This is a genomic window from Pseudomonadota bacterium (assembly GCA_039815145.1).
Classification (GTDB): Bacteria; Pseudomonadota; Gammaproteobacteria; order Steroidobacterales; family JBCBZW01; genus JBCBZW01.
The window spans coordinates 35,503-57,445 of the sequence record JBCBZW010000024.1 but is presented as its reverse complement, the minus strand read 5'-3'; the positions used below and the strand labels follow the sequence as shown (position 1 = coordinate 57,445).

The following is a 21,943-nucleotide window of genomic DNA, read 5'->3' as shown; positions in this document are numbered from 1 at the left end:
GACTGGCGACGCAAGGCGACCGAGTTTTCGCTGAAGCGACGTTCCGCCCCGAGCTCGAGCGCCTGCAGGTACAAGCGATCACCGTCCTCCACCGTATCGGGGACGGGCAGGCTGGCCGTCCCTTCACCTTGCGCGTCGAGAAACCCCGCCCCAAGGACCTGGAAGGTACCCGGCGCCAAGTACAGGGTGCCCAGCTGCCCCACCGCGAAGGATGCTGGCGTGGACGATGCAAGCACCACGAAGCGCGCGCCCGGTTGGCCGTCGCGAACGCTGATGTCGATCGTCGCATCGGGAAGAAGGAACGGCTGCGGGGCGCTGAGGGTAAGCGCCGCGTAGCAAGGAAGCGCCAGGGCGCACATCGCGAGGGTAGCCGCGGCAAGCGTATGCCTAGGACATATCGTAGGCACACCTAAATGTCTTACGGTTCGGCGCATGTCGATCCAACTCCCTTTGAGATCCGCGGTCCGGGAAGGAGGATAGTCCGTCGCGGACGGCGATGCCATCCGCGACAAAAGACTGAAAACTATGCAGCGATACCGATCTCGCCTAGGAAAACGCTGGGTAGATCAGCCCCCTAATCGCGCTTGATGCGAATGCGGTGGCTGGCGCGAATGGAGAGCTCCGGTCCGCCGCCGTTCAGCGCCGCGCGCAGCTCAGCGCGATCGTCGTCCCAGGCGGAGGCGGGGAAATCGAAGTCGCTGCTGACGCGGGAGTTGCTGCTGTACGCATCGATGTCCATGGCAATGCCCGGGGCCAGACTGACCGTCACGCTACCGCCATGGGTACGCAGCTCGCTGTTGCCGGACGGTTGCGAGCGAATCCGCGCATTGATGCTGCCGCCGTTGGTTGAGGCGTCCACGGAACCGTACACATCGTCCACGCTCACGCTGCCGCCAGCGGTGTGGGCAACGACATCCCCCCCGCTGGCCCCGATGCGAATCGAGCCACCCGCGGTGCGCGCGTTCACGGAGCCGCCCGCATCATCGATGCTGATCGAACCACCGGCGGTCTTCGCTTCCACCTCGCCCCCCGCACGGCGAACGCTGATGGAGCCGCCTGCCGTATTGAGTCGGGCGTTTCCGCGCGATTCCTCCAGGTCGATGCTACCGCCTGCCGTACGGGCGTTGACCTCACCCCCCATGTTGGCCAGGCGGATGAAACCTCCCGCCGTGTTGACGTCGACGTTACCGTCCAGGTCGTCCACCTCGATGCTGCCACCGGAGGTGTTGACCTCGATCTCGAAGCCCCGCGGCACCGACACGCGGAACTCGATCTCGAGGTCACGATTGTTCCAGTTGCGTCGGCCGGGCAGTTCGCCACGCACGCGGACTTCGCTGCCGCGCTGGTCGAACTCCACTTCGAAACGGTCGGCGTCACGGCCATCGCGCTCGACGCGAACCTCCACGCGACCTGAGTTGTTGGATTCCACCTCCACGGCGCCGACGTCGGAATCGAGCACCAAGCGGCCCGTCGAACCGACATCGAAGCTGCGCTCGATGACATCCGCGTGGGCCGCGCCAGGCACCGCCAGCGCCAATGCGAGGACGGCGAAGGCGCCGATGGATGCGGGCGCCCGCTGCGCCTGCGAGTTAGCGAAGTTGAGCATTGTCTGGGTCTCCTCCCTGGGGGATAACGTCGAGCCTTGGATGTGACGGGGCGCGCAAGCGTTTGAATCGCCCCGCAACGTTTTCCGCTGGGCCCTGATGCGCCGCGGCGGCGACGGCCGGAGACCGCCCAGCAAAGGCCGTATACTGAGGGGCCTGAACCGCCTGTCGGGAGCGCCAACATCGACCGCCAACCGCGCACCTCCACCTCGCCGCCCTCTCCCGCGGTGGGGCCGAAGCTCCCGAGCCCGCCATCGGCGGGTCTCGTCCTGCGACGCATAGTCGGGGGCATGATCCTGATGCTCGTGGTGGGCCTGACCACCTGCGGGGGCCTGTGGAGCGCTGCCGGTGCCTGAGATCTATCGATCTGCTAGGCACGGCGCCATGCCGCGCGTCGATCTGCGCGGGTATCTCCTGTTACCCCTCGCCCTCCCGCTGCTGCCCGCCACCGTCCTGTCCTTGGCGCGCGGCCGAACGGACCACGTCCTGGCGGAGCTTGCCACCCTGGGCCTGATCGGCGCGGCCGTATGGCTCGTGCGCCGGGGCCTGCGACCGCAAACGCTGCTGGAGGCGCCGGACAGTGCGCGCCGCCTGCGCTGGATGGGAAGCGGCGCCTTGGCCTTGGGGTGTGCCGTGTGTGATCGCTTCCTTATCGGCCACAGCACCGGGTTCTCGGTCCTGATCGCCGGCCTGACCCTGGTGGGCGCCTGGCTCGCCTGGTGGCCTCATGAGACGACGGGCGCCGCTGACAGCACGGCGCCCAAGGCCGTGCGCCAACAGCTGGCGCAGGCCCGGGCGCAGATCGAACGCTTGGACGCCCTCGCCAAGCGCTTGCGTCAGCTTCCCCTGGCCGAACGCTTGAACCAGATCGTCGGCGAAGCCCGCCAGATTCTGGGCTTGCTGGAAGCGGATCCAGGCGATGTCAGCAAGGCCCGGCGCTTCCTGTCCGTCTACCTCGAGGGCGCGTTGCAGGTTTGCGAGCGCTACGAGAACACCGCGCTCCAACACGGCGTCACGGCGCTGGAGGAGAACTTCACCGAGGTGCTGGACACGATCGCCCGCGTGTTCGCAGAACAGCGTGAGCGGCTGCTCGCCAACGACGTGCTGGATCTCGATGTGCAAATCGAGGTGCTCAAGCGTCGTCTGGAACTCGAGGGCATCAGCTAGGTAAGCGCCCTGACTACGCGAGGATCAGCCCATGTCATCACCATCAAATCCCCCCGAACCAGATCACGAGGTTGCAGAGATCGACCGCGCCGCCCTCAGCGCACGCCTGGACCTGGCGGACGCGCAGTCCATCATGACCTTCGGCGCCAGCGCGCAACAGGAGCTGGCCGGGGTGACCGATCAGATCCTCGATGGGGTGAAGAACCAGGACGTCGGTCAGGCGGGCGAAGCGCTCAACGATGTGATCGCCACCTTGCGCGGGTTCGACGTCGACGCGCTCGCCGCCCAGGGCAAGCGACGAGGACTACTCTCCTGGTTGTTCTCCGCATCGCGCCCCCTGGCGAAGTTCCTGCAGCGCTACGAGAGCGTGCGCGGACAGATCGACGCCATCACCGATCGCCTGGAGCAACACAAGACCACCCTGCTCACAGACCTCACACGCCTGGATCGCCTCTACCAGGGAAGCCTCGAGTGCTTCCACGCCCTCGACGGCTACATCGCCGTCGGCGAGGAGCGCCTGGCCCAGGCCGACACGGAAACCTTGCCCGCGCTGCAGGAGAAGGCCGACAGCAGCGGTGACGTGCTCGATGCGCAGGCGCTGCGCGACATGCGCGCCTCGCGTGACGACCTCGAGCGCCGCCTGCACGACCTGCGCCTCACGCGCCAGGTAACCATGCAGAGCCTGCCCGGCATCCGCCTGGTGCAGGAGAACAACAAGGGATTGGTGAACCGCATCAACTCGGTGCTCACCAACACCGTGCCATTGTGGCGCCAGCAGCTGGCGACCGCCGTGGCCGTCTACCGCTCCGGCCAGGCGACGCGCTCGGTGGAGGCGGCGAGCGACCTTACCAACGAGATGCTCGAGGCCAACGCACGCGACCTCAAGGTAGCCAATGCGGACAGCCGGCGAGCGATCGAACGCGGGGCCCTGGATGTCGCCTCGGTAAAGGCGGCCAACCAGACCCTCATCGAGACCATCGAGGAGAGCCTCGCGATTGCCGAGGAGGGGCGCCAGGCACGAGTCGCTGCGCGCGAAGAACTGCAGACAGCAGAAGCGCAGCTAAGAGAAGCTCTCACCAACGCGGCGGGCCGCGAGCAGACGGAGAACAGTGAATCATGAGCTTTTGGGATCGCATCCGCGGCGAATTCGTCGACGTCATCGAGTGGACCGACGACTCGCAGGACACCCTAGTCCACCGCTTCGAGCGCTACGGCAACGAGATCAAGTACGGCGCCATGCTGACCGTGCGCGAGGGACAGGTGGCCGTGCTGGTCAACGAGGGCCGCCTCGCCGACGTCTACCAGCCGGGCTTGTACAAGCTGGAAACCAGCAACATGCCCATCATGACCACGATCATGAGCTGGCCGCACGGCTTCGAGAGCCCCTTCAAGGCCGAGGTCTACTTCTTCAGCACGCGCCAGTTCACCGATCTGAAGTGGGGCACCAAGAACCCGATCATGCTGCGCGATCGTGAGTTCGGTCCCGTACGCCTTCGTGCCTACGGCACCTACACGATCCGCATCGAGGACCCTTCGGTCTTCCTGCGCGAAGTGGTCGGCACGGACGGGCGTTTCACCACCGATGAGATCACCAACCAGCTACGCAATCTCATCGTCTCGCGCTTCAGCACGATCCTTGGCGACTCGGGCATCCCGGTCCTCGACCTCGCCGCCAACTACGACAAGCTCGGTGATTTCATCAGCAAGTGGATCGGGAAGGAGTTTGCGGAGTACGGCCTGGCCCTTCCCACGCTGCTGGTGGAGAACATCTCCCTGCCCGACGCCGTGGAGAAGGCGCTCGACAAGCGCACCAGCATGGGCATCATCGGCAACCTCGAGGACTACGCCACCTTCCAAGCCGCCGAAGCGATGACCGTGGCGGCCGCCAACCCAGGTGGCGGCGCGGGCGACGGGGTCGGCTTAGGCATGGGCTTTGCGATGGCTTCAAAGCTGGGGGAGACCCTGAGCACGGGCGGCAAGGGCAACGCCCCGGCTGCCGGCGCTGCCGGCGACACGCCGCCGCCGCTGCCCACCGAAGCGCGCTACTACCTGGCGGTCAATGGCCATCAAACCGGCCCCTTCACCAAGACCGAGGTGCGCACGAAGATCCAGTCGGGGGAGCTCTCCCGGGACTCGCTGGCCTGGCGGCCTGGCTTGAAGGAATGGCAGGAAGCCCAAGGGGTGGCGGAGCTCGCCGAGATGTTCGCCCAGATGCCGCCGCCGCTCCCACCCCAGTGAGGGGCGATAGGCGCCGGTCGACCCCACCGCGTTGAACGAGCAAGACGCGGCGCCTGCGCAGGCGCCGGAGGCGCCCCCCAAGCCGCGCCACCAGGCCAACGAACGCGCCTTCGCTTGCGACGGCTGCGGTGCGCTGCAGACCTTCCAACCGGGCACGCGCACGCTCGAGTGCGCGTTCTGCGGCCATGAGACGCCGATCCCCGAACGGGCGTCGGCGCAGATCCGTGAGTATCCCCTGCGCGAGGCGCTAGACCGCTTGGCGCAGGCGGGGCCGGTGTCCCCCACGGCCACACGATGTCCGAGCTGTGCCGCGCAGTTTCAATTCGACCCCAAGCAACACGCCGGGGAGTGCCCGTTCTGCGCCACTCCCATCGTCGTCAATCAGCTCGCCCTCGAGGATCCCGATAGTCCGACGCGGATCCATCCGAAGTCCCTCCTCCCCTTCGACGTCGACGAGCAAGGCGCGCGGGACGGGGTTTCCAAGTGGCTGGGCAAACTCATCTTCGCGCCGCCGAAGCTGCGCCGCTACGGGCGGGTCGGCGGTTTGCACGGCGTGTACCTCCCCTACTGGACCTACGATTCGCGCACGCGCAGTAGCTACACGGGCGAACGCGGCACCGTCTACTACGTGAACGTGCCGGTGACCACGGTGCGCAACGGGCGCACGGTCACCGTGAATCGGCGAGAAGCGCGGGTGCGCTGGCGGCGCGTGAGCGGCACCGTCGCGCGCCGCTTCGACGACGTGCTGGTGGGCGCATCGAAGTCCCTGCCCCGTACCCTGACCGACAAGCTCGCGCCCTGGGATCTCGCCGCCCTGGTGCCCTACGATGAGCGCTACCTGAGTGGCTTTCGCAGCGAGGTGTACGAGGTCAGCCTTGACCAGGGCTTCGAGGTGGCCCGGGGCATCATGGGCGGGATCATCCGACGCGATGTCCTGCGCGACATCGGCGGCGATCGCCAGCGCGTCCATTCGGTGCAGACCGAGCATTTCGACACCACTTTCAAGCACCTGCTGCTGCCGGTCTGGACGGCAAGCTACGAGTACCGATCGAAGCGCTTTCGCCTTGCCGTCAACGCCCGCACCGGGCGCGTCGTTGGCGAGCGACCCTGGCACTGGCCATCGATCGTGCTAGCGGTAGCGCTAGGTGCTGGCGTGATCGGCGGTGCTCTGTGGTGGGCACACCGCGCAGGGCTGCTCCAGGGCTAGGCGGGCACCGCTCGCCCCGAAGTTGCAACGGGTACCGTTGTGCTTCGACAATGCTGTGGTATTTTGCGTTCCTCGCTTACCAGCGCACCGTCATCTAATCAGAGCTATCGACCCGCCGTAACGCACGGCTCGGTCGGCGGAGAGCACCCATGGGTAGTCTGCAGGATCAGCTGCTGCAGTCCGGATTGGTCTCGGAAGATCAACTTCGCAAGTCGAAGCAAAACGCCGCCAAGGGGCGCAAGCGCAAGCCACGCAAGAGCAAGGCGGAACGCGCTGCCAAGGCGCCGGACAGCGAAGCCACGCGCGCTGCCAAGGCTGCCTCCTCCGCTCGTCAACTGCGTGATCGCGAACTCAACCAGGCGCGCAACGTGGAGCGCGAGCGCAAGGCCATCCTCGGCCAGCTACGCGCCATCATCAACGAGCAGCGACTGAACGACCCGGAAGGTGACATCAAGCACTTCTACCAGTCTGGTAAGAAGATCAAGCAGATCTGGGTCACTTCGAAACAACAACGTGAACTCGTGACCGGCGCCCTGGTGGTCGCTGTGCTCGAAGGTCGCGGACACCTGATGGCCACCGCACAGGCGGAACGGCTACAGAAGGTAGACGCCAAGGGCGAACACATTCGTATCGCAAAGGCGGATGAGCCCACGCCGGACGCGGCAGCGACGGACGATGCCTACGCGGCCCACCCGGTGCCCGACGATCTGATGTGGTAGCGCCTAGGGGTGCGCCTTGGCCGCACCCTGACGGGCCAACACGTGCGAGCGACGGGCGCGCAGGCCGCCCAAGGGGCTCGCCACCGCGTCGCCCTCGTCCGCCCCCCCGACGAGCGCCTCGGGATCGCGCAGAAACGACAGCACCAGATCGTTGAAGACCGTCGCCTGATCGTAGGGCGTGGCGTGGCGGCTGTCCTTCACCAGTTCGAAGTGCGCCTTGCGCAACTGGCGAACCATCGCCATGCGATCCTCGGGCGGCACGAAGTCCTTATCACCGCTCACCACGAGCACCGGCATCTGGAGTTCGCGCAGGCGAGGGGCCACGGACCATCCGGCCAGCGCCTGGATCGCCGCCAGGTAGCTCGGCTTGTGGTTGCGAAGGTGGCGCCGCGTCATCTCCTCCCGCAGGGCCTGCTGGTGCGGCTCGGGAAAGCAGTGGCGGTTGAGCAAGCGCGCCATGCGCTGCAGACCCCGCTCGCTTCCCATACCGATGCGGTAGAGCTTCATCAACTGCTCCCGCCAGCGCGCGACTTCGAAGGACGCCTGCGCGTTGACCAGGGTCACCGACGCCACCCGCTCAGGCCGCGCCACGGCAAGTTGCAGGGCCACGGCGCCACCCATCGAATACCCCAGCACGTGTGCCCGGCGCACGCCCATCTCATCGAGCAATCCCAAGATGTCCTGGGCGAAGGCGGGCACCGTATAGCAGCCCGTCGGCTTGTCTGAACGACCGAAACCCCGCAGGCAGGGCATGATCAAGGGGTGATGGGGCGAGAAGGCTGGCACCTGCAGATCCCAGTCCTCGCTGGAACAGCCCAAGCCGTGGAGCATGAGCACGGGCTGCGCGTCGGGATGTCGGTCCTGACCGAGGTAACGATAATGCAGGCGAATGCCATTGACCGCTGCGTAAGGCATGCCGCATCAAAGCACGGACCTGCCTCGACCCGCGCCCTGATAGATCACAGGCCTGCTGCCCCAACACCCACAGCTGCAACACTCGCGTCGCGAGCAACGCTGCTAACATGCAGTTATGACAGAAGTCGCCGTCGCATCCAGTTCACAGCTCTCCGCTGAGGCCGGCAAGCGCATCGCAGACGAGGGCGGCAACGCCGTCGATGCTGCCATCGCTGCCTCGCTCGTCTCCATGACCACAGAGCCCGGCGTGTGCTCCCTTGGCGGTGGTGGCTTCGTCACGGTCAGCGCCCCAGGCGAAGCGCCGGTCACGATAGATGGCAGCATCGCCATGCCGGGCCGTGGCCTGCGTGAAGAGGCACTCGGCAAGGGCGTTCACGACGCGGTGATGAGCTACGGCGGTGGCTTGCGCACGATCGTCGGCCACGGAAGTGTCGGCGTGCCCGGGGCCCTCGCCGCGCTGGGCCTCGCGTCGCAACGCTACGGCCGCCTCCCCTGGCACGCCCTCGTGCAACCGGCCTTCGAACTTGCCCGCGATGGCTTTCCCCTGCCGCAACCGGCCCACGACTACCTGGTCCATTCCCACGAGGTCGTGTTCGGTTGGCATCCCCTGAGCCGCAAAGCCCTGCACCACGATGACGGGCGCCTGAAAGCGCGCGGTGAGTTGATCCTGGTGGAAGATCTCGGCAGCAGCCTCGAGCGGATCGCACGCCACGGCGTGAGCGATTTTTATCGTGGCGAGATCGCCGCGTGCATCGCGAGCGACAGCCGCGAACACGAAGGGATGTTGACGGCCGAAGACCTCGCCACCTACGAGCCGGTGGTGCGCCCCCCCCTCGCCCTATCGCTGGGCGATTGGGAGATCGCCACCAACCCGCCCCCGGCGATCGGGGGAACCACCCTCTCCGCGATGCTGCTCGCGGTTCGGCGCGCGGAACACCAGGGGACGGACGCGGAGTCGATCGCCCAGTTGGTGGACATCCAGCGCGCCGTCTTCGGCTACCGTCGCCGCACCCTCGACCTCAGCGACCAGGTCGATGCCGACGCGCGCGCCCTGTTGGACATGGCCCGTGACGGGGCCCTGCAGCCGACCTCACCGTCGTCCTCCACCGTGCACGCCTCCGCGGTCGACGATCACCGCGGTGCGTGCGCCATCACCATGTCCGCAGGCTACAGCGCGGGCGTCATCCCGCCCGGCACCGGGATCTGGATGAACAACTGCCTGGGCGAGATCGAACTCAATCGCCGCGGCCTGATCGCGGGACCCCCTGGGACTCGCATCTCCTCGAACATGGCGCCGACCGTCGCCGTCAACGGTGCCGGCGACGTGCTCTCCATCGGCTCGCCGGGGGCGGACCGCATCACCAGCGCGATCCTGCAGACCCTGATCAACTTCGTGTATCGCGACATGTCCTTGACCGACGCCATCAACGCGCCACGCCTGCACACGGAAGTGAGCGACTCGGGCGATGAGCAGGTCGCCGTCGAGCCCGGCATCGACGCCAGCGCCGTGCGCATCCCCGTGCGTGGCTTCGACGAACAATCCATGTACTTCGGGGGTGTCGGCGCCGCGCTGCTGCGCGCCGACGGCCGCCTCGAGTCGGCGGCGGACCCCCGCCGCACGGGAGGCGCCGCCAAGGGAGGCACCCCCTAACCTATCCAAGCCGCTAGGCACGGCACCTGTGGAGCCCCGATGACCACGAGCACCCCCCTGCTACCCGATCCTCTGCCCAGGGAACCCTTCAGCACCTTCGAGCGCTGGCTCGACGAGGCCATGACCGCAAAGGCCACCGCCAACCCCAACGCCATGTGCATCGCCACCGTCGATGAAGACGGGCGACCGCGGGCCCGCGTGGTCCTGTGCAAGCTGGTCGACGGCACCGGCGGCCACGTGGTGTTCTTCACCAACTACGCCTCGGACAAGGGTCAGCAGCTCAGCGCCACGCCCTGGGCGGAAGCTGTCCTGCTATTCGACGCTCACGATCGCCAGGTGCGCCTGCAAGGTCCCGTCGTGCGCTCGCCGGCGAGCGAGAGCGACGGCTACTTCGCCTCGCGCGATCGCGACTCTCGCATCGGCGCCTGGGCCTCCCAGCAAAGCCAGCCGATCGACTCCCGCGATGCGCTGATCGATCAGTTCACGGCGGCGAGCGAGCGCTTCGCCGAGGGTGATGAGGTGCCACGACCGCCCCATTGGGGTGGCTGGCGCCTTTGGCCGCAACGGATGGAGCTGTGGGTGTCGGGCCCGGCACGGGTGCACGACCGCGCCGTGTGGGTACGCGAGGTCACCCCCCACACGGATGATCAGGGCGGCGCCGATACGGGGCCCTGGACGGTTTCCCGACTACAACCCTGATACGGACCACACGCCATGATGGATCTCGAACAGCTCGTGCAGTGCCCCGCATGCTGGGAGACTCACTCGGTGGTGATCGACCCGATCGAGGGGGAGCAGGCCTTCGTCGAGGACTGCGCCGTGTGCTGCCGCCCCATGAGCATCCGGGTACGCGTCGAGGACGACATGGTGGTGAGCGTGGAGGTAGAGGACGCCAACTAGCACCCTACGCTTGCCCGTTCGGGTCTCGCAGCATCGTGAGCAGGCGCTCGTGGAGGGCGCCGTTGGTGGCCAGGATGTCCGTCGACTCCAGGGTAAACGCGCCCCCAGCGAGGTCACTCACCGCGCCGCCCGCCTCGCGCACGATCACGGCCAGGGCCGCCACGTCGAAGATATTCACGTCCGACTCGATCACCCCTTCGAGGCGTCCGCTCGCGAGCAAGTGGTAGTGGTAGAAGTCACCGTAGCCGCGGAAGCGGGCCGTCTCCTGCGCCAGGCGACCGATCGCCTGCCAGCGATCGTCTGCCGCCAAGCGGCCGACATTACCTATCGATATCGTTGAGTCGCCAAGGGCATCGAGCGAACTCACGGCGAGCGGTTGGTCATTCAACCAGGCACCGACGCCACGCTCGGCGAAGGCCAGATCACCGAAGGCCGGTGCAGCGGAAACGCCGAGCACTAAGTCCCCATCTTCCTGCAACGCTATCTGGGTGGAGAAGAAGGGATAGCCGCGCACGAAGCTGCGCGTGCCATCGATCGGATCGACGATCCAGGTACGCCGCGCCTGCGGCCGCGAGCGCCCCGTCTCCTCGCCCAGGAAACCGTCGTCGGGGAACTCTCGGCTGAGTATGTCGCGAATCTCATGCTCGGCGGCGATGTCCGCTTCTGTCACGGGGCTGCCGTCATCCTTGGTCTGCACCTCGATCGAGGCGCGATAGTGACGGGCGGCGATGTCCGCGCCAGCCTTGGCCGCTTCCAGGGCGACCTGCAATGATCGGCTCCCGACCGTGCTCATCAACTCGACTCCTTATCGCTCATGCTGCCGCTGTGCGGTCCGCGTCAGGTAGAATCGCCGCCCGTGGCATGGCGGGGTGATTGCGCCCCGGCCATGGCAGCTGTTCGCCGCGCACCTGCGTCGTCGCGACCACCAGAGGCAACGGAGGCTAGCTGAGGCTGTTATGGGCAATCGACTCACCAAGATCTACACGCGTACCGGCGACAAGGGCACTACCGGCCTTGGCGATGGCTCGCGCGTGCCGAAGGACGACCCGCGGGTGGAAGCCTACGGCTCCGCCGACGAATTGAACAGCCACGTAGGGGTGCTACTCGCCGTCCCGAATCTGCCGGAGCGCGTCGTCGAGACCCTCACGGACGTGCAACACGACCTGTTCGATCTCGGCGGGGAGCTCTGCCTTCCCGGGTACACCGCGATGACCCAAGCGCACGTGGATCGCCTCGAGCAGGTGCTCGACCAGCTCAACGAAGATCTGCCGCCGCTGAAGGACTTCATCCTGCCGGGCGGTGGACCGGCGGCGGCGGCGGCGCACGTGGCGCGCACGGTCTGCCGACGCACGGAGCGCCGCGTGTGGACGCTCACGCGCGACACGGAGGTCAACCCGCTGCTCCTGACCTACCTCAACCGCCTATCGGATCTGCTGTTCGTCATCGCCCGCACCCTCGCCCGTCACGAGCGGGGCGGCGATGTGCTGTGGCGTCGCGATCGCTGAGCCAGGCTCAGCGCACGGAGCCGGCAAGGGTCATCAGGGCGATCGCCGTCAGCCACACCCAGAGCGCCCGATCCACGAGCGCTAGCGCGCTTTCCACGCTGTGGGCCAAATCCATCTCGTCGTCGTCGGCCTCCGCGCCGAGGGCCCCGCAGCCGACGCGAGCGAGCAGCGCCTCGTTGGCCATGTAGAACGGCAGCGCTTCCCCTCGCCGATGCTCGCGCAAGGCTGCCAACGCCCGATCGAAGCTCCCCGCGAGGGCGAGGGCGAGGGCCAGCAAGCGAATCGGCACCCATGCCAATAACCCGTGTAAGCGACGCACGGCGCGCAGGAACGCCGGCGACGCCTCACCACCCGCACTTCGCCTGTCCGCCTCGAAGGCCGCGCGGCGGCGCAGGAGATCGCTGATTCGAAAGGCCCAGGCCGCCGCGGCGCCGAAGGGACCGCACACGATGAACCAGAAGATCACGCCGAACAGGCGATTGTCCGCCTGCACGAAGATCGCCTCACGCAACCGGCGCCTCGGCACCTCGGCGTCGCTACCTTGCGCGTCGCGATGAATGTCGTGTTCGACCAATCCCTTGCCTAAGCGACGCGCTTGCTCCGCATCCCCCGCACGCAGGGCCGTGGCGTAGTCCTGCACGTCCTCCGCCAGGTTTCTGGGGCCCAGCGCGATCAACAGCATCAACACCGAGAAGCCGACGTAGGGCGCACCGAACAGCCAGTTCTGCGCCAGCACGTGGCAAGCCCACGCCACCGGCACTACCGGCAGCGCCACCACGGGGACCGCCAGCACCAGGGCGACCCCACCCCGACAGCGCGAGAGCACGCCCAGCGCGAGATCGAAGTAGGCGTCGAACCAGCGCAGCTCGCGCAGGGAGAACAAGCGGGTGAGCCGGTACTCGAGCACCAACCCGAGCAGGAGGGCGATCAGGTGCATGAGCGCCCCGAAGAACAGCGACCGGCAGCCAGCAGATCCGACGTCGTCAGGCGAGAGAACAACGCCGGCCAATCGAAGGCCACGCCGGGATCGGTCTTGCGGCCGGGGGCGATGTCGCAGTGACCGACGACGCGCTGCGGCCCCAGAGTCCCGGGCCAAGCGGCGAAGATCGCGCCCAACACCTCGACCAAGGTGTCGTACTGGGCCGTTTCGTAGGGCGTGGCGTCCGTGCCCTCCAGCTCGATACCGATCGAGAAGTCGTTGCAGGCCTCGCGACCGAAGTAGCACGACGGCCCTGCGTGCCAGGCGCGGGCGGTCAACGGCACGTACTGCGACAGGTGGCCATCACGCTCGATGAGCAGATGACTGGAGACTCGCACCTCGCTCAGCGCGGCGACTTGCGAGTCCTCATGGCCCGCCAGGCAGTTGGTGAAAAGCGCGTGAACGTCCCCCGTGCCAAAGCACCCCGGCGGCAGGCTGATGCCGTGCAGCACCACCAGCGAGGGCACCACACCGTCGGGGCGCGGGTCCTGGTTGGGGGAGTGGCGTTGCACCGCTCCGGTGACACATCCGCTCTGCGGGTCGACCTGAATGCGGCCACGAGAACGCTGGCGAGGAGTCGAATTCACGAACCGATTCTAGCGGTTACCTCCGCCGCGCGCTGCCTGGGCAGACTTGCGCCAACGCAGAGCGCTCGGGAGAATCGTGCCACCTTGATGACTGGACGGCGCGCCGCCTTTGGAGGCGACCCCACGCGCTTCCGCCTTACCGAGAGCGACCGCGACCCCCTATGCGTATCCCCCGAGTGTTGGTGCAGGAGCCTATCGACGGTCGAGACTCCCTCGACCTCGAGAAACCTATCGCCCACCACGTTCAGCGGGTGCTGCGCTTGCGCCCCGGGGAGCCGCTGGTGCTGTTCGACGGCCGTGGCGGCGAGTACCACGCCACGCTCGTGCAACGCAGCGGACGCCTCGCCGCAGATATCCACGAGCATCGTGCGGATGATCGCGATGCGGCGGGGCTGGCCGTCACCCTGTGGCAGGCGGTCTGTCGCGGTGGGCGCATGGATACGGTGGTGGAGAAGGCAACCGAACTCGGCGTGCACCGGATCGTGCCCCTCAAGACCCATCGGGCGGTGGTGAAGCTCCAGGGAGAGCGCGGCGAGCAACGGCGCGAGCATTGGCAACGGGTCGTGCACGCAGCCTGCGAGCAGTGCGGTCTCAACCGCGTGCCTGAGGTGGCCTCACCGACCTCCCTGGAGGACGCCGTGCGCGGCCTGGACCCGCACGAAGACACCCTGCGTTGGTGGCTGGATCCGCGCGCCGAACACCATCTCGGCCAGCGCGCTGGCACCCTGACGAGCACGCCGCGCGCGGTGGTGCTGCTGGTGGGCCCCGAGGGCGGCTTCGATCCCCGCGAGGATCTCCTGCTGGAGGCCGCCCAGTTCGAGCGGCTCTCCCTGGGGCCGCGCGTGCTGCGCGCCGACACCGCGGGCCTTGCCTCCCTGGCGATGCTCCACGGCGCTATGGCCCACCGCGCAGCGCTGGCGGGCGCTGAATGATCGAAGGCAGCCGACACCTGGGAATCGCGATGAGAAGCCCCGGCAGCGGCAACGGTTTGCTACTGTCCTCCCTCGAAGCACCGCCGCGCGGGCCTTAACCGAACCCGCCAAGCCCTCTGCACTCACGGACGATTACATGTCAGCGACCGCCACCAGCAGCAGCAGCAGCGCCCCTGCCCACGAGCACTTCAGTTCCCGCCTCGCCTTCTTGCTGGCCGCTATCGGCACGGCCGTTGGCCTGGGGAACCTATGGAAGTTCCCCTACACCCTGGGGCAGAGCGGCGGCGCCGCCTTCGTCGCCATGTACCTGGTGGCCATCGTGCTCATCGCCACCCCGATCATGCTCAGCGAGATGATCATCGGACGCCGCACGGGGCTGTCGCCGCCCCAGGCCCTGCGCCAGTTGGCCGGCGACCGCGGCGGCAGCGCCTGGGCCATGCTCGGCTGGGCCGGGATCGTCGCCGTTTTCATCGTACTGAGCTTCTTCAGTGTGGTGGCAGGCTGGTCCCTGGCTTACCTAATGAAAGCAGTGACTGGCGCCTTCGTCGATCTGTCCGCCCAGGGCGCGGGGCAGATGTTCGGCGACTTCCTGTCCCGGCCGGCGGAGCTGGTGTTCTGGCACGCCCTGTTCATGGCCGTCACCGGCTACACGGTATCGCGAGGCATCACCGGCGGCATCGAGCGCGCCCTCAAGCTCCTGATGCCGGCGCTGTTCGTGCTGCTGATCTTCATGGTGATCTACGGCATGGTGGCGGGCGACTTCCCCACCGCCATGAACTACCTGTTCGTGCCGCGCCTGGAGCAGGTCAACTTCGACGTGGCCCTCGACGCGCTGGGGCAGGCCTTCTTCTCGGTCAACGTAGGCATCGGGTCGGTGCTCGTCTACTCCGCGTACCTGCCCGCCAACGTTCACCTGCCCAAGGCCGCCCTGATCGTGGCGGCGGGCGATACCTTGGTTGCCCTGCTCGCCGGCCTCGCCATCTTCCCGATCGTCTTCCAGTACGGCATCGACCCTGCCGAGGGGCCGCAACTCATCTTCGTGGCCCTCTCCACCGCCTTCGGTCAGATGGCGGGTGGCTCGGTGATCGGCGCCCTGTTCTTCCTGCTCGTCTTCGTCGCGGCCCTCACCTCGGCCATCGGCATGCTCGAACTCATGACCTCGCGCGCGGAGGAGTCGCCGAAGCTGAACCGACGCACGATGGCCCCGCTACTGGCAGCTGCCGCGTTCGTGTTCGGCCTGCTGACCGTCTTCTCCTTCAACGTGCTGGGCAACTTCCACCCCCTCGCGTTCATCCCGCGCTTCGAAGGAAAGACGATCTTCGATCTATTGGATTTCTCGGTGACCAACGTGATCATGCCCCTGGGCGGCATGCTCTACGCGCTGTTCGCCGGTTGGTGGATCTCGAGCGCGATCACCAGTGCTGAACTGGAGCTACCGACCTTCTGGTACCGGCTCTGGCAGTTGTTCACGCGCTTCGTCGCGCCGATCGCGATCGGGTTGGTGTTCGTCTTCAGCCTGGGGGGCTAGCGCTGCCCTCAGGCAGCGGTCTCGGCGAGCTGATGCTCTAGCAGTTCCAGATCGGGAATGACGGGCGACTGACCGACCATGCGCAGCTGACAGAGTACGGGCGCCGACGCGGGCCAGTTGCTTTGCTCGTCCGCCACCAGCACCTCGGCGCTCACGCGGACCAGTTGCGGAAAGCCCGCCGTCAGGATGCCGAAGTAGCCCGGCGAGAAGGCATCGCCCAGGCAACGCATCACCACCACGCGCGCCCGGTGAGCGGGCGGTTCCACGTTGATCCCACAGAGCCCCTCGAAGGAGATGACGGGAACGTCCACGTCATCCCAAGGGAGCTTGCCCATCAGCCAGGGCGTGCGCGAGTCGCGATGCGCATGGCGAGCCGCATCCCATCCCACCACCTCGGCCACGCAATCGCGCGGCACGATCAGGCGCATCTGCTCCAGGGGCACGAGAAGGCTGTACAGGGCGCCGCTATCGGACGCCAGATCGTGGGCATTGCTCATTGCTTAGGCGCCTCCACCGGCACCGGCACCGCTGACGCGAGATCGATTCAAGAACGGCTCGAGAGCCGAGAGCAGCTGAGCTTCCTGATAGGGCTTGCCAAGGTAGTCGTTGACCCCGAGGGCCAGTCCGTGGGCACGGTGCTTCTCACCCACGCGCGAGGTGATCATCACGATGGGGATGGTCCGCAGTCGATCCTGCTTGCGCATGTGGGCGACGAGTTCGTAGCCGTCCATGCGCGGCATCTCGATGTCCAGCAGCAGCACGTCCGGCATGTACTCCTCCATCACGGAGATCGCATCGATGCCGTCGCGCGCCGTGAGCACGCGCACGCCGTTGCGCTCGAGGAGACGGCTGGTCACGCGCCGCACGGTGATCGAGTCATCCACCACCAGCGCCAGGGGCTTGTGGTGCTCGGCCGGGGGAAGCTCTTCGGCCTGCGCCGCGCGAACCGCACCGCCACGCACGAGAGCGCCGACGTCCAGGATCAGGCGCAGCGCGCCATCGCCGAGCACCGTGGCGCCGGCGATACCGCGGATCGCCGCGATCTGTGGCCCCGCCGTCTTCACGACGATCTCCCGGTTGCCGTTCAGGGCGTCCACCACCAGAGCGGTGCTGCGCTCGCCTGCGCGCACCAGGATCACCGGCGTGGTCGTCGTATCGGGCAGGGCTGCCGTCTCGTTACCTAGCAAATTCCCTAGCAAGGAGAAGCGATAGCGGGTGCCGCTGTACTCGTAGACCGGACCGGACTCTTCCAGGTGCCGCTCCACCTCGGGGGTGGGCAGGCGCAGGATGCCTTCCACCGCCGGCAGGGGAATGGCGTAGCCCTCGCCGCCAGCTTCCACCAGCAAGGCCTGGGTGATCGCGAGGGTGAAGGGCAAGCGCACCTCGAAACGGGTGCCCTGGCCCTGCTCGGATTCGAAGTCGAGGGTGCCGCCGAGCTTGCGCACCTCGCTCGCCACCACGTCCATGCCCACGCCGCGGCCCGCGGCCTGCGTGATCTCGGAGGCGGTGCTGAAACCGGGGCGGAAGATCAGCTGCATCAGATCGCGATTGCTGAGCTGATCGTCCTCGTGAATGAGCCCCTGGCGCAGGCCGCGCTCGCGGATCGCGTCGACATCGAGGCCGGCGCCGTCGTCGGCCACAGCGATCACCATCTCCGCACCCTCGCGGCGCAGGCTGATGGTGATTTGCGCCTGCTCGGCCTTACCGGCGTTGCGGCGGTCGCTCGGCGACTCGATACCGTGCACGACGGCGTTGCGAAGCATGTGTTCGAAGGGCGGCAGCATGCGCTCGAGGATCTGACGATCGAGCTCGCCGGCGCCCCCGTCCACGCGCAGGGCTGCCTGCTTGCCGAGTTCATCCGCCGTTTGGCGCACGATGCGCGTGAGGCGCTGCGTGTGGCGAGAGAAGGGCACCATGCGCGTGCGCATCAGCCCTGCCTGCAGGTCGCCGGTGGCGCGAGCCTGCTGCACCAGCAGGTTCTCCGACTCGTGGTGCATGCCGGAGAGTATGTCGCGCAAGCTGCCAAGATCGTTCACCGACTCGGCCAGGGCGCGCGAGAGCTGTTGGATCAGGGAGTAGCGATCGAGCTCCAGGGGATCGAAGTTGGTGCGCTCACGCGAGCTGTCGTCCTGGTGGCGGAAGAGGATCTGCGCCTCCGTCTCGAGCTCCAGCTTGCGCAGCTGAGCCCGTAGGCGATCTACCGTCTGCCCGAACTCCGCCACGTTGAAGCCCATGGAGGAGACCTGCTGTTCCATGCGGGAGCGGAAGATGCTGATCTCGCCGGCATCGTTGAGCAGGGAATCCAGCAGATCTGCACCCACGCGAATCGTCTCGCGGCGCTTGGTCAGGTCGGCCCTTGGCGCTGCCGGCGCAGCCCGAGTTGTGGCAGCGTCTTCGCCAGCCGCCCGAGCGATGCCCTTGGCGACCACGTCCGCCTGCGGTGTGGGGTCGTCTTGGGCGCTGACCTGCGCGGGCGCCTGCGGCTCCGGATCCGCCTCAGTCTCGTGGCCGCCGCCGGCCGCCGTGCGGATGCGATTCAGGGCCGCGGCGGAGCCGCGCAGGGGCTCGCGTGCCACCAACGCGTCGCGCATGCCCTGGAGACTGTCGACGGTGCTCTGGGCGAGATCCAGGATTTGCTGATCGCCGGTCGCATCCTCGCCTTCACCCGCGCGAATCAAGAGCGTTTCGAGCTCGTGACTAACGTCGCCGATAGGCGTGATGCCCGCCATGCGCGCGCCGCCCTTGAGGGTGTGCAGCACGCGCTTGAGTTCGGCGACGGCCGCAGCGCTGTCACCCGCCTCCTGGCGCCATTGCTGGAGGCTGCTGTCCGCGGCCTCGAGCAACTCCCCCGCTTCCTCGGTGAAGATCTCGACGAGCGTGTCGTCGTAGGCGGGTGCGTGCTCCCCGTCGTCCGCTGCCTCGTCGCTCGCCGCTGGCGCGGTGTGCTCGTGGCTGACGGTGCTGACCAGCTCGTCAGGTACGGCCTGCGGCGCTGCGTCCGGTTCGGGCAGGTCGTAGAGCTGCTCCAGGAGATCGTCCAGGGCGTCGATCGAGTCAGGCGCTTGAAGCTCCGCCGGATCTTCCATCCAGCGTTCGGCCGTAACCGCCGCAGTACCCAGCACTTCGGCAGCGGCATCGGGCAGGGCCAATGCCTCCAGGGCGGCCCGCTCCAGGTAGCGCCACACGCTTTCGGCCAGCCGCTCGAGGGGCTCCAGGCTCGCATCGCTCGCCAGGCGTTCCACGCTTCTCCACGCCTCGACCAGCTGTGGATCGACCGCCGCCACCCCGAGACTCGTGCACGCCTCGGTCGTGAGCGTACCTACCTGCCCCACCGCCGAGTCGATCGCCTCGCGCATCGCATCGTCGAGCTCAGGCGGCGGCAGCGCCTCCAACCCGGGACTGGTCATGAGCCCCGAGTCTTCCAATTCCTCATCGCCGGCCACATCGCGCAGTTCGAGCAGCGTGGGCAGGCTCTCCGTGGGGTCGCGGCGCGCGCGCATCGCGGCGGTCGCCGCGTCCCACTCGTCGAGATGGGTGGTCGAGTCCAGGCTGTCGGGATTGTCCTCGAGCGCATCGGCCATCGGGGCGAGCGAGGGTTCCTCGTCCGTCTCGGCGACAGCACCGACCTGCGCGTCGTGGTCCTGCGCGGGCTGATCGTCGCTCGGGGTCGGCGCGGAGGCTTCTTCGATCACCTCCTCGAGCGCTTCGCTCTGCGGCGGCGGCTCAGGCGCCGCAGGTGCTACCGGCGGCGGTGATGCGGCTGCGGGCACGGCGAGGTTACCGAGCTCAGCGCCGCGCCGAATCATGGCTCGCAGCGACTCGTCGATCGCCGACCCCTGCTCCAGGCAAGCAATGAAGCCAGGTAAGGCGAGCGCCGCCTCATCGATGTATGCACGCAGCTCGGCGGTAGCCGAGAAACGCTTGTTGAGCAATCCGTTCAGAAGGTGCTCGACGCCCCAGGCGAAGTCGCCGATGTCCATGGCGCCGACCATGCGGCCGCTGCCCTTCAAGGTGTGGAAGGAGCGGCGCAGGGCGACGATCATCTCGCGGCTGTCGGAGGCGTCCCGCCACGCCGGCAGGTACGCGTCGATCGACTCGATCTCCTCCCGGGCCTCTTCGAGGAAGAGTTCCAGCAGTTCTGGGTCCACGGCGACACCGGCGCCAGTGAGCCGGACAGCTTCCATTTCGTCAGCGGCGCCCGGCGCACTCGGCGGCGCCTCCGCAATCGCTTCGGTGACGGGCGCCGCCTCCTCGACGGGCGCGAGCACATCGAGACAGGTCGCGGCGTTTTCCAGCATGTAGCCCGGGTCCGGCCGCCCGGCGCCGATGGTCTCGAGGTAATACTCTAGACCCACCAAGGCGTCGGCAAGGCGGTCGAGGTCGCTGTCCGCCGGCGGCGAAGAACCGTTCAGGAGAGGCCCTTCCACCACGGTGACCAGGCGGCGGGCGATAGTCGCAGCTTCGTGCTTCTCGAGCATGTGCAGGGCCGCCGCGACCGTGCGCTGAAGCGGTCCGAGGCGTTCGAAATCCTGCCGGTCGCGCGGATCGCGCGAGTAGCGGGCCAGGATCTCCTTGATCTCCCCGAGGCTGACGTTGCACTCGCGGACGACCGCCGCCACCACCTTTTGAAATTCTTGAGTAACCCCGGCGCCTTCTTCCTCGTCGCGGCTGGAGGAAAGCGACTGCGACTCCAGGGCATCGTCCAGGGCATCTTCGATCTCGAGCAGGGCGGAAGCCACGCCGAGCAGGGCCTCGGCATCCACCTGCCCCGTTTCGATCAATCCCTCGAGCGCGTCACGCTGCCCTTCGATACGCAGGGACAGGTCACCCAGACCGAGCACGCGCAGCGTATCGCCGATCTTCTTGAACTGTTCGACGTTCTCGCTGAGGGTCGCCGAGTCGGCGCTGCCACCGCTGGCGAGGTGCTGCTCCAATAGCTCCTTGATACGCGAGAGATCGGTCTTGATCGCCTCGCCCACGGTCTCCATGAGCTCCGCACTGGGCCCACCGAGATCGGCGCGCGCCGAGTCGAGTTCCTCGTTCTCCGGCAACAGCTCACGCAGGGCGAAGGCTTGCTTTACTGCGCCGACGCGCTCACCGGTCGAACCGGCCCGCGCCACGTAGTAGAGCAGGTTGCTCAGCAGTTCTTCCGCTGGAGAGGCTTCGAAATCCTCTTCGCCAGCCGTGACCACGCGGCGTAGCTGGCGCTCGACCTGCCCCATGAGTCGCTTGATCGACGCACCGGTGGGTAAGCCACCGTCCTGCAGCGCCTCGATGACCGCGCACACCACCCAGAACAAGCGGGCGAGGGAGGACACGCGGGTCAGATCGATCACGCTCTCCGACACCACGTTCATGCGGCTCAGACAACGTTCGGCATCACGTCCACGCAGCCACCCGAGCAAAGACAGCTGGAAGTGCGGGTGGAGCTTGCGCAGCACCTGCGAGATGTCTTCGGCGCTGGCCTTACCGCCGAACTTCTCCGGCATGGTCTCGGCCGGAATGTTGAGAATGAACAGCGTGCTCTCGGAGAGCAGGGGGCTGCCGCGCACGGCACGCAGGTCGTTCAGCAGGGGCAGGAGAAGCAGGGGAATATCCCGCTCGCCGGCGGCCACGCGCTCGACGTAGGCGGGCAGTTGAACCACCGAGCGGGTGAGGGCGTCGAGGCCGTCGTCGGCGCTGAGCAGGGTGCCCTGCTCGATGCCCTCGGCCACCACCTCCATCTCCTCCACCAGCAAGGTGGCTCCCTGGATGTCCACCATGCGCAGGGCGCCAGCGGCCGTGTGCATGAGGTTGGCGAAGCGGCGCATGAGATCGAGGGCCTCGCGGTCCTCGGCGAAGCGCTCGAGGAGCGCGTGGGCGTCAACGATACTGTTCGCCAGCTCGCGCTTCACCCATTGCACGGTCTCGTGAGACCAGGCGACTCCCGCCCCACGGCGTGCCGGCCGCGGACGCGATCCGCTGCTGCCGGCGGTGCTCGTCGTCGTGGGCCCTGCCGGGGGCTGCGTCAT

Annotated in this window: 19 protein-coding genes; 11 read left to right on the top strand and 8 right to left on the bottom strand. The window is 67.4% G+C overall.

Going from position 1 to position 21,943, the window contains the following annotated elements; translation table 11 throughout:
• Both AAF184_09055 and AAF184_09050 read right to left on the bottom strand, forming a co-directional pair.
• A partial coding sequence (locus tag AAF184_09055) for a hypothetical protein (GenBank protein ID MEO0422468.1) occupies positions 1-359 on the bottom strand: 359 nt, incomplete at its 3' end.
• 215 nt (positions 360-574) lie between these two features.
• On the bottom strand, positions 575-1,606 hold the full coding sequence (locus tag AAF184_09050; protein ID MEO0422467.1) for a DUF4097 family beta strand repeat-containing protein: 1,032 nt from the start codon (positions 1,604-1,606) through the stop codon (positions 575-577).
• A 346-nt stretch (positions 1,607-1,952) separates the two neighbouring features.
• Between AAF184_09050 and AAF184_09045 the strand changes: the two genes are divergently transcribed.
• From AAF184_09045 to AAF184_09025, 5 genes are all read left to right on the top strand, one after another.
• Positions 1,953-2,771, top strand: a complete 819-nt coding sequence (locus tag AAF184_09045) for a 5-bromo-4-chloroindolyl phosphate hydrolysis family protein (GenBank protein ID MEO0422466.1) — start codon at positions 1,953-1,955, stop codon at positions 2,769-2,771.
• Between the two features lie 31 nt (positions 2,772-2,802).
• Positions 2,803-3,891: a toxic anion resistance protein gene (locus AAF184_09040; GenBank protein MEO0422465.1), complete on the top strand. Its 1,089-nt coding sequence runs from the start codon at positions 2,803-2,805 to the stop codon at positions 3,889-3,891.
• Entirely contained in the window at positions 3,888-5,009 is a 1,122-nt protein-coding gene (locus AAF184_09035; GenBank protein ID MEO0422464.1) for an SPFH domain-containing protein, read from the top strand. The genes AAF184_09040 and AAF184_09035 overlap by 4 nt, the downstream gene beginning before the upstream one ends.
• Positions 5,010-5,040: 31 nt before the next feature.
• Positions 5,041-6,216 (top strand): primosomal protein N' (replication factor Y) - superfamily II helicase, encoded by a 1,176-nt coding sequence (locus tag AAF184_09030; GenBank protein MEO0422463.1) that lies wholly within the window; start codon positions 5,041-5,043, stop codon positions 6,214-6,216.
• Positions 6,217-6,365: 149 nt separating this feature from the next.
• Positions 6,366-6,935, top strand: a complete 570-nt coding sequence (locus AAF184_09025; GenBank protein ID MEO0422462.1) for a DUF2058 family protein — start codon at positions 6,366-6,368, stop codon at positions 6,933-6,935.
• A gap of 3 nt (positions 6,936-6,938) precedes the next feature.
• Here the strand turns inward: AAF184_09025 and AAF184_09020 are convergent, their stop codons facing one another.
• Complete coding sequence (locus tag AAF184_09020) at positions 6,939-7,850, bottom strand: alpha/beta hydrolase (protein MEO0422461.1); 912 nt, start codon at positions 7,848-7,850, stop codon at positions 6,939-6,941.
• Between the two features lie 115 nt (positions 7,851-7,965).
• Between AAF184_09020 and AAF184_09015 the strand changes: the two genes are divergently transcribed.
• The 3 genes from AAF184_09015 to AAF184_09005 are packed head-to-tail and all read left to right on the top strand — an operon-like array spanning position 7,966 to position 10,401.
• On the top strand, positions 7,966-9,501 hold the full coding sequence (locus tag AAF184_09015; protein MEO0422460.1) for a gamma-glutamyltransferase: 1,536 nt from the start codon (positions 7,966-7,968) through the stop codon (positions 9,499-9,501).
• Between the two features lie 39 nt (positions 9,502-9,540).
• Entirely contained in the window at positions 9,541-10,200 is a 660-nt protein-coding gene (gene pdxH, locus AAF184_09010) for a pyridoxamine 5'-phosphate oxidase (protein ID MEO0422459.1), read from the top strand.
• 15 nt (positions 10,201-10,215) lie between these two features.
• Complete coding sequence (locus AAF184_09005; GenBank protein ID MEO0422458.1) at positions 10,216-10,401, top strand: CPXCG motif-containing cysteine-rich protein; 186 nt, start codon at positions 10,216-10,218, stop codon at positions 10,399-10,401.
• Positions 10,402-10,405: 4 nt separating this feature from the next.
• On the opposite strand, the gene AAF184_09000 is transcribed toward AAF184_09005, so the two are convergent.
• On the bottom strand, positions 10,406-11,194 hold the full coding sequence (locus tag AAF184_09000; protein ID MEO0422457.1) for an inositol monophosphatase family protein: 789 nt from the start codon (positions 11,192-11,194) through the stop codon (positions 10,406-10,408).
• A gap of 163 nt (positions 11,195-11,357) precedes the next feature.
• Here AAF184_09000 and AAF184_08995 point away from each other — a divergent pair, with 163 nt between their 5' ends.
• A complete protein-coding gene (locus AAF184_08995; GenBank protein ID MEO0422456.1) occupies positions 11,358-11,906 on the top strand; it encodes a cob(I)yrinic acid a,c-diamide adenosyltransferase in 549 nt (182 codons plus the stop codon).
• A gap of 7 nt (positions 11,907-11,913) precedes the next feature.
• On the opposite strand, the gene ampE is transcribed toward AAF184_08995, so the two are convergent.
• Positions 11,914-12,843, bottom strand: coding sequence for a regulatory signaling modulator protein AmpE (ampE, locus tag AAF184_08990; protein ID MEO0422455.1), 930 nt, complete (start codon positions 12,841-12,843; stop codon positions 11,914-11,916).
• Complete coding sequence (gene ampD, locus AAF184_08985) at positions 12,834-13,472, bottom strand: 1,6-anhydro-N-acetylmuramyl-L-alanine amidase AmpD (protein ID MEO0422454.1); 639 nt, start codon at positions 13,470-13,472, stop codon at positions 12,834-12,836. Before ampD ends, ampE begins: the two co-directional genes overlap by 10 nt.
• 161 nt (positions 13,473-13,633) lie before the next feature.
• On the opposite strand from ampD, the gene AAF184_08980 reads away from it, so the two are divergent.
• Both AAF184_08980 and AAF184_08975 read left to right on the top strand, forming a co-directional pair.
• A complete protein-coding gene (locus AAF184_08980; protein ID MEO0422453.1) occupies positions 13,634-14,404 on the top strand; it encodes a 16S rRNA (uracil(1498)-N(3))-methyltransferase in 771 nt (256 codons plus the stop codon).
• A gap of 136 nt (positions 14,405-14,540) precedes the next feature.
• Positions 14,541-15,932 carry a sodium-dependent transporter gene (locus AAF184_08975; GenBank protein ID MEO0422452.1) on the top strand — a complete coding sequence of 464 codons (1,392 nt, stop codon included), beginning with the start codon at positions 14,541-14,543 and terminating at the stop codon, positions 15,930-15,932.
• A gap of 8 nt (positions 15,933-15,940) precedes the next feature.
• Here the strand turns inward: AAF184_08975 and AAF184_08970 are convergent, their stop codons facing one another.
• Both AAF184_08970 and AAF184_08965 read right to left on the bottom strand, forming a co-directional pair.
• Positions 15,941-16,429: a chemotaxis protein CheW gene (locus tag AAF184_08970; GenBank protein MEO0422451.1), complete on the bottom strand. Its 489-nt coding sequence runs from the start codon at positions 16,427-16,429 to the stop codon at positions 15,941-15,943.
• Positions 16,430-16,432: 3 nt separating this feature from the next.
• Positions 16,433-21,943 (bottom strand): Hpt domain-containing protein, encoded by a 5,511-nt coding sequence (locus tag AAF184_08965; protein MEO0422450.1) that lies wholly within the window; start codon positions 21,941-21,943, stop codon positions 16,433-16,435.